Source organism: Polynucleobacter sp. MWH-UH2A (assembly GCF_018687195.1).
Lineage (GTDB): Bacteria > Pseudomonadota > Gammaproteobacteria > Burkholderiales > Burkholderiaceae > Polynucleobacter.
Window position 1 is genome coordinate 1,127,897 of sequence record NZ_CP061321.1, and the last position, 13,985, is coordinate 1,141,881.

Consider the following 13,985-nt stretch of genomic DNA (forward strand, 5'->3'; position numbering starts at 1 on the left):
TTTATCACCGGCGACGTACTTGCGTGACCCCTTTAAGCTCTTCTAGGCTATTTTGAACCACCCGCAACACCTCAGAGTCCTTAACCTCGACCGTCAAAAGGATCTGGGCCAAGCCCTTTTTTGCAGATTTTCGTAAATCAATCACATGGACGCCTTGGCGAGTCAGTATTTCAAATAACTCACGCATCAACTCCGGACGATCCAATCCCGAGACAAGCAAATCCGCAGGGAAGACACGTTTTTGGTCCGACTTTTCATCTGAATCGACCGCTGAGGCAGTCCAAGCAGTTTGAATCACGCGTTCAGGCGCTCTATCCAATAAACCTCTGAATGTTTTGCATGAACGACGATGAATTGATACGCCTCTACCTTGCGTAACAAAACCTGCAATGGCATCAGGTGGTACAGGACGGCAACATCTTGCAAGTTGCGTAAGTAATGAATCTACCCCGACTACCAACACATCCCCACCTTGACCTGCTTTGCGACTACTGTGGCGCAGAACAATCTCGGGGGTAATGACTTTTGCTTCTGCAGCTTCTGTTTTTGCCTCTGAACCTTTTGGAACAATAGGCGCCTCAACATCATCTAGAGCATTGAACCAGGCGCGCACTCGTTGACGTGCTCGTTGAGAGCCAACATAGTGTTTATCAGGACTAATCCAATCTCGTGAAGGACCACCATCTTTTACGGCGATGATCTCAATGGTTTGTCCATTTTTGAGTGCGGTTTCCAGAGGCACCATCGCGCCGTCAACCCGAGCTCCGCGACAACGATGACCTAGGTTGGTATGCACCGCATATGCAAAATCAATTGGCGTTGAGCCCTTCTCCAAAGAAATCACTTTACCCAATGGAGTGAGAACATAGATATGGTTATCAATCTCGTGATGCTTCAGTTGATCCCAAGCATCTTCCTTCCATGAGATTAACTGTCTCGCCCACGCAATTTGGCGCTCATAGGCCACTTCCGCACTATGTGTTCCGGCTTGATGGGTAACTTGGGGCTTGTTACCTTGATTTGGTTTGGCTTGGTTTGGCGGAGTTGCCATCCCAATATATGCACCCTCCTTATAGCGCCAGTGCGCAGCCAAACCAAACTCCGCTTGTTGATGCATTTCATGGGTACGTACTTGAATTTCAAATGCGGTACCGTCTTCATTCATCACTACGGTATGAAGCGATTGATATCCGTTCGGTTTTGGTCTAGCGATGTAATCATCAAACTCGCGTGGCACTGGTTGCCAAATGTTGTGGACGATTCCTAAAACGGCATAGCAGGTTTTGACATCATCTACCAATACCCGAAATGCACGAACGTCATAAAGATTGGCAAAGTCTAGAGACTTGCCCTGCATTTTTTTCCAAATACTATAGATATGTTTTGGCCTACCAAAGACTTCACCAACAATTTGTGCGCCCCTTAATTCGTCTTGAAGCTGTTGCACAATCTTCTCGATAAAAGCTTGTCGCTCAATGCGTTTCGCATCAAGCATCTTGGCGATATCACGATAGGTATCTGGCGAGAGTGCCCTAAAGGCAAGGTCTTCCATCTCCCATTTCATCTGCCATATACCCAGGCGATTGGCTAATGACGCATCGATATCCAAAATCTCTTGTGCCCATCGTGTTGGCACTGAAATCTTTTCTTGTGTGATCCAACGCAGTGTTTGTAAGCGTGAGGCAAGGTAAATAAGTACCACTCGTAAGTCATCACCAAATGCCAACAGCATTTTGCGCAACATCTCCTCTTGCCCTGAGACACTAAGACCACCATCCTCGCGTACAAGCTTGGCTTGGGCTTGACGTAAGCCGCGATAGCCAATCAATAACTTTGCTGACTCCTCACCTATTAACTTAACGAGAGCCTCTTTATTGTGAGTGCGGGCGATATTATTCGCAGCAACGAGAGTCGCTTCATCAAGATTAAGCCCTTGCAAAATCTGCGCAACACCTAAAGCATGGATTTCCGATGGCTCGCCATACCAGGCATCTACAAAAATGGCGGGTTTACTAGAGGTATTTGCCATAGGCAAAATTAATGAATGGGATTAACTGAAGAATTCTTTTGCTAGTGCAATTTGTTCAGACTTAACAAATGCTGGCGCATGACCGACATTCGGAATCTCAATACTGCGAGCATAAGGATTCACTTTGCACATCTCTGCAACCGTTGCTGCCGAGAGCAAATCAGAATCAGCGCCACGAACGATCAACATGGGTATGTGTATTTGCTTAAATGCATGCCACATTGCCACCTCACCCGCTTTTGCCATGATGGGATTGACAGAGGCAAAGGGAACCGCAATATTAGGGTCGTAGTGCATCAGCCATTGGCCATCGCGTTGCACCAACATCGGTCCGTTATAAATTTCCCACTCTTCAGGGGTGTGCTCACCAAAAGTAGCGCAGATTTGATTCAGGCGGCTTAAAGCGTCGGCACGATTGGCAAATACAAAAGGCTGGCCAACATAAGAACCCAATCGCTTAATCGCATCTGGCTCGATCTTTGGTCCAACATCATTAATCAACATTCTGCGGATGGGTGAATTTGGCATCGCGGCGTATACCATGCCAATCAAGCCACCCATGGATGTACCCAACCAATCTACTTGACTTACTCCTAGTTGCTTAACCAGTTGCGCGATATCGGCAACGTACTGCGGGACAGCGTATTGCATCGGATTGCTTAGGCGATCTGAGTCGCCACGGCCAACAACATCTGGACAAACCACGTAATAGTCTTTGCACATGGCTTGCGCAAGCGTTTTAAAGTCACTACCACGACGAGTTAAGCCATGCACACACAGAAGCACTTTAGTATTACTGGGATCACCCCAAGCGTGATAGGCCATGCGATGAGTAGATTCGCCACTTGAACATTGCACATAGAAAGTGTCGCCCGCATGAATTACGTTGGCTTGCTGATGAAATTGGTGTGCATCACCATCCTCAACGCAATCAATCACTGCATGCACTTCTTCTGGTTGCAGAGTAACGTGATCAATGCCGTGCTTTTCCAAAAGCATCTGATTAATTCTGGTCATGATTTCTGGCCATTCTTGAATATTGGCTATTTCAATATGACCAATCAGCGCTGGAAAACTAGGAGTCATTTCCCAAACATGCAGATCGTGGACCGCAAGTACGCCAGGGACACCTTTTAAGTCTTTGCCCACCTGCAGGTAATCAATATGCAGAGGAACGCCTTCCATTAAGAAGTGGTACGACTCATGAAGAATTGAAATAGTGGATTTCAGGATGAGCAGCGAAACCATAATAGATAAGATGGCATCAATTGGCATCCAGCCAGTCAACTGAATCACCACACCAGCCACCAATGCTGCAATCGAGCCCAATAAGTCGCCCATGACATGGACTAATGCAGCGCGTGTATTCACACTCTTTTTGTCTCGCGATAGAACCCATGCCACCACGATGTTCATCAACAAACCAATCGCAGCAACAACAGTTACCGTAAGACCATCTACTTTATGAGGATCATAAAAACGACTAATCGCCTCAATCACAATCCAAACAACTAAGCCAAGCATCGCAATACTGTTGACGAATGCAGCCAGCGCTTCCGCCCTACCAAAACCAAACGAATGCTTTGGCGATGGTGGACGACGAGAAATGATTTGCGCCAAAAGCGCGAGGCCTAATGCAGCTGCATCAGTCACCATATGACCTGCATCTGAAATCAAGGCTAATGAATTTGCAAAATAGGCTGCAGCGCCCTCAACCCCCGAAAAACCAAGAGTCAAAACTAATGCAATCAGCAGTAAGTTTTGATTAGAGACTTCTTTGCTATGGGAGTGCTTTGCATCGCCCTTCTTATGCGCATGCAAGGTGGGATCAACACCAGAGTGAGCCTGGTGCTTATGCGATCTTGAATGGAAATGATGGGATCCCGACATGGTGAACCCATTATTCCATTAAATGATGACGATTGTTAGAAGCCCGTTGTATCAACAGGGGCACCTGTTTTGGCGATAACCTCTTCCTTGGTAACACCAGGAGCCAACTCAATCAACTTCAGACCTTTGGGGGTGATATCCAATACACAGAGGTCAGTAATGATCTTGCTAATCACCTTTACACCTGTCAATGGCAATGTACACTTCGGCAAAATCTTGAGCTCTTCAGTGCCATCTTTCTTTTTGGCAACGTGCTCCATCAAAACGACTACGTGCTTTACACCAGCAACCAAATCCATTGCTCCGCCCATGCCCTTAACCATCTTTCCTGGAATCATCCAGTTAGCTAAGTCACCATGCTCGCTCACCTGCATTGCACCCAAGATAGCAATGTTAATTTTTCCACCACGAATCATCCCAAAAGAATCTGCTGAGGAAAAGATCGAAGAACCAGGCAAGGTTGTAACAGTTTGTTTGCCTGCGTTAATCAAATCAGCATCAATCGTTGCTTCCGTTGGAAATGGGCCAATACCTAATAAGCCGTTTTCAGACTGAAGCCATACTTCCATATCTTTTGGCACATGGTTTGCTACCAATGTAGGCATACCAATACCCAAGTTCACGTAGTAACCGTCTTTTAATTCTTTTGCAGCACGTGCTGCCATCTCATCTCTATTCCAAGGCATGTCGTTCTTCCTAATTCTTTCCAATAATTAAGCGGCTGAGAGCGTGCGTTGTTCGATACGCTTCTCTGGAGTTTTGTTGATGACTAAACGGTGCACATAGATGCCTGGAGTATGAATCTCATCAGGATGTAATTGACCGTTCTCCACAATCTCTTCTACTTCAGCCACGGTGATCTTGCCCGCCATTGCCACTACTGGATTGAAGTTACGCGCAGTGTAGCGATATACCAAGTTTCCAGACTTATCCGCTTTCCAAGCTTTCACTAAAGAAATATCGGAAACGATAGAACGCTCCATGATGTATTTCTCACCATCGAATTCTTTTTCTTCTTTGCCTTCCGCAACCAATGTGCCTACACCAGTTTTAGTGTAGAACGCTGGAATACCACATCCACCAGCACGCAATTTCTCCGCCAAGGTTCCTTGTGGAGTAAATTCCAACTCCAACTCACCCGCTAAGTATTGACGCTCAAACTCTTTATTTTCACCAACATAAGAGGCAACCATTTTCTTAACTTGGCGTGAATTTAATAGCAAGCCCAAGCCAAAACCATCTACACCCGCATTGTTTGCAATCGCCGTGAGATTTTGCGCACCAAGATCCTTTACCGCTTGAATCAGTGCTTCAGGAATACCGCACAAACCAAAGCCACCTACGGCGATTTTTTGTCCGTCCTTCAAAATATCCCTCAGGGCATCAACTGCCGATGGGTAAGTTTTATTCATAACTTTTGTCCTAATATTGCCGAAAATGGTAAAAAAGCAATCATAACGCTTTAGGCACCTAAGCCCAGCCAGTCCTGGTAGTGAGCCATTTATGGACACTTGGAACTAAACTAGATGGGCTGAAATACCCCATTTTTTAAGAAATCTCGGAGAAATTGCATGAATCCAGCGCAGTTACTAGAACAATTCGGGCCACGTGAATCCATGGATTATGACCTTGTGATCGTTGGGGGCGGACCCGCTGGTTTGTCAGCCGCTATCCGGGCCAAGCAGCTCGCCAGCGAATCCGGGAAAGAAATTAGTGTCTGCGTACTAGAAAAAGGCTCTGAAATTGGCGCGCACATATTGTCTGGTGCCGTCATGGATCCCAAAGCCTTAACTGAATTGTTTCCAAACTGGAAAGAGTTAGGTGCCCCTCTCGATACTGAAGTTTGCCAAGATCAATTTCTCTTTTTAACCAAAGACAATTCATATCAAGTTCCCAACTGGATGCTCCCACATTGCTTCCAAAATCATGGCAACTATATAGTGAGCTTGGCTAATGTGACACGTTGGCTGGGCGAACAAGCTGAAGCACTTGGTGTTGAAATTTTCCCTGGCTTTCCTGCAGCAGAGGTTTTGTATAACGAGCAAGGTGCAGTTGCCGGTGTGATTACAGGAGCAATGGGGCTCGACAAAGAAGGCAACCCAACTGATCAGTTCCAACTCGGCATGGAATTACGCGGTAAGTACACCCTCTTCGCCGAAGGTGCACGCGGCCACTTAGGCAAACAATTGATTGCCAAATTTGCTTTAGATAAAGACTCTGATCCTCAAAGCTACGGCATAGGAATTAAGGAATTGTGGGAAGTCGAACCGTCTAAAAGCAAGCCTGGCTTGGTTGTTCACACCGCTGGCTGGCCTTTGGAAAGCGATACCTACGGTGGCTCCTTTCTATACCACCTAGGAGACAACAAAGTAGCCGTTGGACTTGTTGTTGGGCTCTCTTATAAGAATCCTTATCTATCACCCTTTGAAGAATTTCAACGCTACAAGCTACACCCCAAGATTCGCGAAACCTTTGAAGGCGGTAAACGCATTGCCTATGGTGCGCGCGCATTAACAGCTGGTGGACTTAATAGCTTACCTAAGACAGTCTTTCCCGGTGGCGCATTGATTGGTTGTGATGCGGGCTTCTTGAATGCCTCTCGTATTAAAGGTAGTCATGCTGCTATCAAAACTGGCATGTTAGCCGCGGAGGCGGCCGTTGCTGCATTAGCCGACAATCGCTCAGCAGATGTACTCGCAGGCTACCCTACTGCATTTCAAAATAGCTGGCTACACACCGAACTCAATCAGGCGCGCAATTTCAAAGCTTGGATGTCTAAAGGCCTTTATCTTGGCACCTTGATGGTGGGGCTAGAGCAAAAGGTCTTAGGTGGCAATATGCCATGGACAGTGCACCTCAAACATGCAGATCATGAGTGCCTTGAGCCAGCATCACAACACAAGCCAATTGACTATCCAAAGCCAGATGGCAAGATCAGCTTTGATCGCCTGTCCTCGGTATTTATTTCCAATACCAACCATGCAGAGAGCCAGCCGATACACCTTACCCTGAAAGATGCGGCTATTCCTGTAAGTCTTAATCTGAAAACTTACGCTGGTCCTGAGCAACGCTACTGCCCTGCCGGCGTTTATGAATATGTTGAAGCAGATGGTCAACCCAAACTTCAGATCAACTCGCAGAACTGTGTGCACTGCAAGACTTGTGACATCAAAGATCCAAGTCAAAACATTGTTTGGGTTACGCCCGAAGGTGGCGGTGGCCCCAATTACGGAGCTATGTAAGTCATGATGCTATTGCACACCATGCTGCGGGTTGGCGATCTCCAGCGTTCGATTGATTTTTACACCAAAGTGTTAGGCATGAATCTCTTGCGCACTACCGAACGACCAGCACAAAAATACTCTTTGGCTTTTGTTGGTTTTGGTAAAGGTAATGCAGATGGTCAAGCGGAAATTGAGTTGACCTATAACCATGGTGTTCACTCCTATGATTTAGGTACCGCCTATGGTCATATTGCGATTGGAGTGCCTGATGCCTATGCTGCTTGCGAAAAGATTAAAGCGGCTGGCGGCAATGTCACTCGTGAAGCTGGCCCTGTAGCCGGCGGGGATACCATCATAGCCTTTGTAACTGACCCAGATGGATACAAAATCGAGTTAATTCAACGCTAATTTTGTATGAGCAAGCAACAATCCCAACAAGACGGATCGCACTCACTCTCCACCGGGGATGATGAGTCTGATTCGCCTTGTATCGGTGTATGCACCACCCTATACGATGAGATCTGCCAGGGATGCGGCCGCACGCTCAATGAAGTTAGTAACTGGGTATTTCTATCCGACGAAGAAAAAGCTTCTGTGTGGAAACGCATTCGCGCAGATGGAACAGCAATGCGTTTTCAGCGCCAGCAGAAAGAAAATAAGCCCACTTAATGGTGGGCTTATTTTTAACTTAGCTCTATTAACCGTATCAACCAGCTAAGGCTTGACTGCGTAAATACTCTTCGTAGGTACCCGAGTAATCCTCAACCGTGCCATCCATTTTGACTTCTAAAATGCGGTTGGCTAAAGCCTGCACAAACTCACGGTCATGAGATACAAAGATTAAGGTGCCTTCAAACTTCTCAAGCGCAATCTGCAAACTCTCGATTGACTCCATATCCATGTGATTGGTTGGCTCGTCCATTGCGAGAACGTTATGTTTTTGGAGCATCAGCTTGCCCCAAATCATACGGCCCTTCTCACCACCGGAAAGGACTTTGACATATTTGCCAATGTCATCGCCCGAGAACAGCAAGCGTCCTAGAGTACCGCGTACAACCTGATCATCATCGCCAGTGTTACGCCAAGAGCTCATCCACTCCATGAGCGTCTCTTCTTTAGCAAAGAGTTCTGTATTGTCTTGCGGCATTACGCCTACATTTGCATTCTCGGCCCACTTCACATCCCCACTATCAGCAGCGATACCATCAAAGCGTTTACTCAGAATAGTTTTTAAGAGCGTAGTCTTACCAGCGCCATTTTGGCCAATAATGGCGATCTTCTCACCCGCACGAATACCGAGTTTCAGATTCTTGAAAATAGTTCTGTCATAAGCCTTAGTAAGCGCATTGCATTCCACTGCCATGTTGTGCAACTTCTTTTCGTAATCAAAACGGATAAATGGGTTTTGACGAGAGGATGGCTTGATTTCAGCAACCTCAATTTTTTCCAATTGACGCTGACGTGATGTTGCTTGGCGCGCCTTAGAAGCGTTTGCCGAGAATCGGCTTACGAAGGCCTGTAATTCAGCAATTTTTTCTTTAGCTTTTGCGTTGGAAGCTAATTGCTGAGCCCTTGCTTGGGTAGACGCCAACATATAAGAATCATAGTTCCCCGGATAAACCTTTAGAGTTCCGTAGTCCATGTCGGCCATATGCGTACACACCTCATTTAAGAAATGGCGATCATGGGAAATGATGATGATGGTGCTATTAAATTGATTGAGGATTTCTTCTAACCAATGAATAGAGTGAATATCCAAGTTATTGGTTGGCTCATCCAACAATAGAACATCAGGATCCGAGAACAAAGCCTGCGCAAGTAACACACGCAATTTCCAGCCAGGCGCAACATTACTCATTGGTCCATTGTGTTGCTCAATTGGAATTCCAATGCCTAATAACAACTCACCCGCTTTTGCTTCTGCCGTATAGCCGCCGTACTCTGCATACTTACCCTCAAGTTCTGCAGCTTTCATGTAATCTTCATCCGTTGCTTCTGGGTTCGCATAAATTGCATCGCGCTCAGCAGCGGCTTTCCACATCTCTTCGTGACCCATCATCACTACATCGAGAACACGTACATCTTCGTAAGCAAATTGATCCTGACGTAATTTACCCAGACGAATACCTGGATCTAAGCTTACGTTACCGCTTGATGGTTCTAACTCGCCACCAAGGATTTTCATGAAAGTCGATTTACCGCAACCATTAGCGCCAATTAGGCCGTAACGATTGCCACCGCCAAATTTCACGGAAATGTTTTCAAACAGAGGCTTCGCCCCAAACTGCATGGTGATATTAGATGCGGACAGCACGGATGTTTCTCTAACTTTCTAAAAATTCAAATGGAACGAATGCGCACAGCACATTGGCAATGCGGCCCCATATGAGGATATGAGGCAAAGACTGTTATTTTAACGGTTTAAAGGGGTAAAAGGCTAAGGACGTAGCCCGCTTAAACTTTGACCCGAAATGGCGTGAAATTCGTATGAATATCGTAGTAATCCTCGTTTTCCTTGCGTTTGAGGAAATTCACGACCCAATACGTTACGGGTGTAGCCAATACTTCCCAGCCAGTTTTTAGAGCATATTGAGCCAAAGCCACAGCAATCACTTCCTGTGTCGGCCAAATGCCATAGAAGGCCAGCATATAGAAAAAAGAGGAGTCGACCAATTCACCTACCGCTGTAGAAGCAATAGTTCGCATCCAAAGATAACGACCTTGCGTCCAAATTTTCATTTTGGCCAAAACAAAGCTATTAGTAAAACTGCCGCACCAGAATGAAAACATCGAAGCCAAAGCGATACGCCATGAGTTTCCAAACACTGTTTCTAAGCCCTGTTGATAGTTAGCCATGTACTCGCCAGGTGCGACAGGCAAAGCAATCACAATTTGCGCCATGATTGCAGCAAATAGCAGCGCCGCAAATCCCACCCAAACCGCCCTCCGGTCATAGGCATAGCCATACACCTCAGTCAAAATATCGCCAAAGAAATAAGAGATGGGGAAAAATAAGATCCCGCCCCCAAAAGGCAACTCACCGAAATAAGGCAAGGCAACTACTGCGGCTTTACCAGCGCCAATGAAGTTCGAGCACAGCAAGACAACTACAAAAGATGCCAGAATCAAGTCGTAATAGCGATGGTGTCGTCTCGGGCTGTCCATAAGCTTAAAAAATGGATAATAGAGAAAGAATATCCCCTTTCAGCAAAGTACGCAGAAAGTGGGATAAATGAATACCAGCAATTAATAGGATGACTAAAGACGATGAGCAAAGCGAGCTTTAATTGGGAAGACCCCCTTCTACTGGATACACAACTGAGTGAAGATGAGCGCATGGTGCGTGATGCAGCAGCAGAATACGCTCAAGGCCGTCTGATGCCGCGCATTTTGGATGCCTACCGCAATGAGACCACCGATCCCGCTATCTTCCGCGAAATGGGTGAACTGGGCCTGTTAGGCATCACGATTCCAGAACAATACGGTGGAGCCAATCTCAATTACGTTTCTTATGGATTGATCGCCCGCGAAATCGAACGAGTCGACTCTGGCTATCGCTCCATGATGAGCGTTCAATCCTCTTTGGTCATGATTCCCATCAATGAGTTTGGCAGCGAAGCGCAAAAACAAAAGTATCTTCCAAAACTTGCAAGTGGCGAATGGATTGGCTGCTTTGGTTTAACAGAGCCTAACTACGGCTCCGATGCCGGCGGAATGATCACCAGGGCCAAGAAAGTGCCTGGAGGCTTCTCGCTAACCGGTTCAAAAATGTGGATCTCTAATGCCCCGATTGCTGATGTATTTGTGGTGTGGGCCAAAAATGATGAAGGCGTGATTCGCGGCTACATTCTTGAGAAAGGCATGAAGGGTTTAAGCGCTCCGAAGATCAGCGGCAAGATGGGTTTAAGAGCCTCGATTACTGGTGAGATCGTGATGGATGAGGTCTTTGTTCCTGATGAAAATGAATTCCCTGAAATTTCTGGCCTCAAAGGCCCATTCACCTGCCTTAATTCAGCTCGCTATGGCATTTCTTGGGGCGCATTAGGTGCTGCTGAATGGTGCTGGCATGCAGCTCGCCAATACACCATGGATCGCAAGCAGTTTGGCAAACCGCTGGCGTCCAATCAACTGATTCAAAAAAAGTTGGCAGACATGCAAACGGAAATCGCACTCGCACTGCAAGGTTGCTTGCGTTTAGGACGCATGAAAGATGAAGGCATTGCTGCACCTGAAATTACCTCCATCATGAAACGAAACTCCTGCGGAAAATCATTAGATATTGCGCGTATGGCACGTGATATGCATGGCGGTAACGGCATTTCCGATGAATACGGCGTTGTGCGTCATATGATGAATCTGGAAGTTGTTAACACCTACGAGGGCACACATGATATTCACGCTCTCATCTTAGGTCGCGCTCAAACGGGAATTCAAGCTTTCAGTTAATCAGCACTGAAGCTGATTGACGATGGCCTTAGCTGCTTTTGCAAAGGCCTCGTCGCTATCATTTTCTAGCTGTACATAATTATCAGCACGATACTCGGGAAAATTACGCACAATCGAAGATTGATACGATGGGTCGTAGTGCTTTATTAATAGCTCTTCCACCAGGCTTGGGAACTGCCCAGCATCAATAGCCTCATTCCATTTTGCTATTTGCACTTTTCCGTAATGGGCCGTTAATAGTGCTAACTTACTTTTAAAGTTATTGGTGTCGGTTAAAAAATGATGGTATTCACGTATTAACCAAGAAACGCGTGTTTGCGGACTTGATCTCAACTCAATGCAAGCGCCACCACGAATCTTTTCCATTAGGGCATCAGGTATGTGAAGCCCGCCTACTTTCTTGCTTTCCGATTCCACTAACACAGGCTTGGTCGGATCAAGATTTCGCAATGCATTCCACAGAGCTGTCTCAAATCCCTTTTGGCTTGGCTGCTCAATATTGGGCTCGTTACCTAAGACAGACCCTCGATGTATCGCCAAAGCTTCTAGATCTAATATTTGGGCGCCATAATTTTTCGCCTCTTGCAGAACCCGAGTCTTTCCACTTCCTGTCATGCCACAGATAACCTGAAAAGAAAAAAGTTTGGCAGCCTCGTCCAAGCTATCAATCACCGTGCGCCGGAAACATTGATAGCCACCCTCTAACTGCATGGCTTTCCAACCAATACGATTCAATATATGGGTGAATGCCCCACTACGCTCGCCACCACGCCAGCAGTAAATCAATGGACGCCAGGTGCGTGGAAAGCCTTGAAAATGTTTTTCTAGGTGATTTGCAATATTGCGAGAGACTAATGCAGCGCCCAGTTTTTTAGCGGCAAATGGTGAGTCTTGTTTATATAAAGTACCGATTTGAGCGCGCTCTTCGTTATTTAGAACGGGATAATTCACTGCACCAGGAATGTGATCTTGAGCGAATTCAGCCGGCGAACGTACATCAATGATGCAATCAAAAGAATCTAACTCAGCTACAAATTTATCTCGCGCTAAGATCTGTGGATTGCTTGGCTGCATATCTCGCAGTTAGCCAATCTTTTGCAAAATATGATCAGGCCACGGTGCTGATTTATTTGTGGTGAGATCAACCCAGACCATGGTTGCACCGCCAATGGCTACCTCTTCATCAGGCGTAGTTGTCAAAGCCATACTGGTATAGACATCCATACTGGTGCGACCGATAGCACCAATTGAAGTTTTCAGAATTAAATCCCCAGGATATGAGAGTTGTTTATAGAAATTGCAAAAGCCATTCATCATCAGCATCGATTCTCGACCTGGCGCAACCTGATAACCCAAGGAAGTGATCCACTCTACTCGAGCCTGCTCCATATAACGAAAGTAGATCGTATTGTTGACATGCCCATATGCATCCATGTCGCCCCACCGAATTGGTGCGACCATTTCATGAACTAGTTTTCGATCTTCAGGGATGACGATACGCATTGGTATGTCGACTTAATGGATCGTTTACTTTACTTGCAAAGCAAGTTGATACAGATTTGTTGAACGCGCACCAGAGCGACAAAAAGCCAGTACAGGACCAGGCAAGGTTTTTAGCAAACGTGCCATCTCAATCACTTGATCTGGCGTGATAGCACCAGAAACAACTGGCAGATATACATAATTCAATCCTAATTTTTCTGCCTCTGCTTGTATGTCAGCGTTTTTAGGCTGATCAGGACCACCCTCGCCATCTGGGCGATTGTTGATAACGCTTTTGTATCCCTGCTTAACGATTTCAGCCAAGTGGGCTGGTTCAATTTGGCCTAAAGTACCAAATTGGTCGTTATGACATGCGATAGGAAGACTCATGACATCCTCTGATTTAAATAGGTTTTTAAAAAAATTCATTTGAATCTGTATGGCGCTATTTTAATAACGATTCATCTATGGATTACTTTGGCGCTTGTTTATGTGCGGTAAAAAATCGCTCGCAAACTCGCATACCAACCAGCATTGCCACAACAAACGCTAAAGCCTTTAAGTATCCAGCGCCCAAAGCTACCAGCGCGGGGCCAGGGCAAATACCAGCAATTCCCCAGCCAATACCAAAAATAAAACTGCCAATCACTAAGGCTCTTGATATATCTCTTCTAGTCGGAATATGTAAAGCGCCACCAAAAAATGCTTCGCTGCGCTTTTTAACCAGATAGAAGCCTGCAAGGCCTACCAGGATTGCGCCTAGCATTACAAAAATCAAAGATGGGTCCCATAGGCCAGCCAGATCTAAAAAGCCCAATACCTTTTGGGGATTGCTCATTCCAGAAATAATTAAACCAAAGCCAAAAAGCACCCCAATAGCGTACTGACTAAGTAGGCCGAAATGTTTTTTCATA

14 protein-coding genes are annotated in these 13,985 nt (G+C 46.1%); 4 read left to right on the forward strand and 10 right to left on the reverse strand.

Annotated elements, in window-relative coordinates:
* Positions 1-4: 4 nt before the first annotated feature.
* From IC571_RS05905 to IC571_RS05920, 4 genes are read right to left on the reverse strand one after another with little or no spacing between them, the layout of a single operon-like run.
* Positions 5-2,029, reverse strand: a complete 2,025-nt coding sequence (locus IC571_RS05905) for a bifunctional (p)ppGpp synthetase/guanosine-3',5'-bis(diphosphate) 3'-pyrophosphohydrolase (RefSeq protein WP_215315417.1) — start codon at positions 2,027-2,029, stop codon at positions 5-7.
* Positions 2,030-2,050: 21 nt separating this feature from the next.
* On the reverse strand, positions 2,051-3,919 hold the full coding sequence (locus tag IC571_RS10540) for an alpha/beta fold hydrolase (RefSeq protein WP_215315419.1): 1,869 nt from the start codon (positions 3,917-3,919) through the stop codon (positions 2,051-2,053).
* Positions 3,920-3,954: 35 nt separating this feature from the next.
* The gene (locus tag IC571_RS05915; RefSeq protein ID WP_215315420.1) at positions 3,955-4,605 is read right to left on the reverse strand and encodes a CoA transferase subunit B; all 651 of its coding nucleotides are present in this window, start codon (positions 4,603-4,605) and stop codon (positions 3,955-3,957) included.
* Positions 4,606-4,632: 27 nt separating this feature from the next.
* Positions 4,633-5,331, reverse strand: a complete 699-nt coding sequence (locus IC571_RS05920; protein ID WP_215315421.1) for a CoA transferase subunit A — start codon at positions 5,329-5,331, stop codon at positions 4,633-4,635.
* Positions 5,332-5,490: 159 nt separating this feature from the next.
* Between IC571_RS05920 and IC571_RS05925 the strand changes: the two genes are divergently transcribed.
* The 3 genes from IC571_RS05925 to IC571_RS05935 are packed head-to-tail and all read left to right on the forward strand — an operon-like array spanning position 5,491 to position 7,812.
* Entirely contained in the window at positions 5,491-7,161 is a 1,671-nt protein-coding gene (locus IC571_RS05925) for an electron transfer flavoprotein-ubiquinone oxidoreductase (RefSeq protein WP_215315422.1), read from the forward strand.
* Between the two features lie 3 nt (positions 7,162-7,164).
* A complete protein-coding gene (gene gloA, locus IC571_RS05930) occupies positions 7,165-7,551 on the forward strand; it encodes a lactoylglutathione lyase (RefSeq protein ID WP_215315423.1) in 387 nt (128 codons plus the stop codon).
* 6 nt (positions 7,552-7,557) lie between these two features.
* Positions 7,558-7,812 carry a DUF1289 domain-containing protein gene (locus IC571_RS05935; protein ID WP_251373247.1) on the forward strand — a complete coding sequence of 85 codons (255 nt, stop codon included), beginning with the start codon at positions 7,558-7,560 and terminating at the stop codon, positions 7,810-7,812.
* Between the two features lie 37 nt (positions 7,813-7,849).
* On the opposite strand, the gene IC571_RS05940 is transcribed toward IC571_RS05935, so the two are convergent.
* Both IC571_RS05940 and IC571_RS05945 read right to left on the reverse strand, forming a co-directional pair.
* Positions 7,850-9,457 carry an ABC-F family ATPase gene (locus IC571_RS05940; protein ID WP_215315424.1) on the reverse strand — a complete coding sequence of 536 codons (1,608 nt, stop codon included), beginning with the start codon at positions 9,455-9,457 and terminating at the stop codon, positions 7,850-7,852.
* A 140-nt stretch (positions 9,458-9,597) separates the two neighbouring features.
* Positions 9,598-10,308 (reverse strand): queuosine precursor transporter, encoded by a 711-nt coding sequence (locus IC571_RS05945; RefSeq protein WP_215315425.1) that lies wholly within the window; start codon positions 10,306-10,308, stop codon positions 9,598-9,600.
* 102 nt (positions 10,309-10,410) lie between these two features.
* Here IC571_RS05945 and IC571_RS05950 point away from each other — a divergent pair, with 102 nt between their 5' ends.
* A complete protein-coding gene (locus tag IC571_RS05950; protein WP_215315426.1) occupies positions 10,411-11,589 on the forward strand; it encodes an acyl-CoA dehydrogenase in 1,179 nt (392 codons plus the stop codon).
* Here the strand turns inward: IC571_RS05950 and mnmH are convergent, their stop codons facing one another.
* The 4 genes from mnmH to IC571_RS05970 form a co-directional block, all read right to left on the reverse strand.
* Positions 11,590-12,663, reverse strand: a complete 1,074-nt coding sequence (gene mnmH / locus IC571_RS05955) for a tRNA 2-selenouridine(34) synthase MnmH (protein WP_215315427.1) — start codon at positions 12,661-12,663, stop codon at positions 11,590-11,592.
* Between the two features lie 9 nt (positions 12,664-12,672).
* Positions 12,673-13,092 carry a thioesterase family protein gene (locus IC571_RS05960; RefSeq protein ID WP_215315428.1) on the reverse strand — a complete coding sequence of 140 codons (420 nt, stop codon included), beginning with the start codon at positions 13,090-13,092 and terminating at the stop codon, positions 12,673-12,675.
* Positions 13,093-13,116: 24 nt separating this feature from the next.
* Positions 13,117-13,461: a TIGR01244 family sulfur transferase gene (locus IC571_RS05965; protein ID WP_215317836.1), complete on the reverse strand. Its 345-nt coding sequence runs from the start codon at positions 13,459-13,461 to the stop codon at positions 13,117-13,119.
* 82 nt (positions 13,462-13,543) lie between these two features.
* Positions 13,544-13,984, reverse strand: a complete 441-nt coding sequence (locus IC571_RS05970) for a YeeE/YedE family protein (RefSeq protein WP_215315429.1) — start codon at positions 13,982-13,984, stop codon at positions 13,544-13,546.
* Between the last annotated feature and the right edge of the window lies 1 nt (position 13,985).

Bases quoted from the DNA above. Each gene is read 5' to 3' on its own strand.
- IC571_RS05905 (WP_215315417.1), bottom strand. From the start codon at position 2,029: ATGGCAAATACCTCTAGTAAACCCGCCATTTTTGTAGATGCCTGGTAT.
- IC571_RS10540 (WP_215315419.1), bottom strand. From the start codon at position 3,919: ATGTCGGGATCCCATCATTTCCATTCAAGATCGCATAAGCACCAGGCT.
- IC571_RS05915 (WP_215315420.1), bottom strand. From the start codon at position 4,605: ATGCCTTGGAATAGAGATGAGATGGCAGCACGTGCTGCAAAAGAATTA.
- IC571_RS05920 (WP_215315421.1), bottom strand. From the start codon at position 5,331: ATGAATAAAACTTACCCATCGGCAGTTGATGCCCTGAGGGATATTTTG.
- IC571_RS05925 (WP_215315422.1), top strand. From the start codon at position 5,491: ATGAATCCAGCGCAGTTACTAGAACAATTCGGGCCACGTGAATCCATG.
- gloA (WP_215315423.1), top strand. From the start codon at position 7,165: ATGATGCTATTGCACACCATGCTGCGGGTTGGCGATCTCCAGCGTTCG.
- IC571_RS05935 (WP_251373247.1), top strand. From the start codon at position 7,558: ATGAGCAAGCAACAATCCCAACAAGACGGATCGCACTCACTCTCCACC.
- IC571_RS05945 (WP_215315425.1), bottom strand. From the start codon at position 10,308: ATGGACAGCCCGAGACGACACCATCGCTATTACGACTTGATTCTGGCA.
- IC571_RS05950 (WP_215315426.1), top strand. From the start codon at position 10,411: ATGAGCAAAGCGAGCTTTAATTGGGAAGACCCCCTTCTACTGGATACA.
- mnmH (WP_215315427.1), bottom strand. From the start codon at position 12,663: ATGCAGCCAAGCAATCCACAGATCTTAGCGCGAGATAAATTTGTAGCT.
- IC571_RS05960 (WP_215315428.1), bottom strand. From the start codon at position 13,092: ATGCGTATCGTCATCCCTGAAGATCGAAAACTAGTTCATGAAATGGTC.
- IC571_RS05965 (WP_215317836.1), bottom strand. From the start codon at position 13,461: ATGAGTCTTCCTATCGCATGTCATAACGACCAATTTGGTACTTTAGGC.
- IC571_RS05970 (WP_215315429.1), bottom strand. From the start codon at position 13,984: ATGAAAAAACATTTCGGCCTACTTAGTCAGTACGCTATTGGGGTGCTT.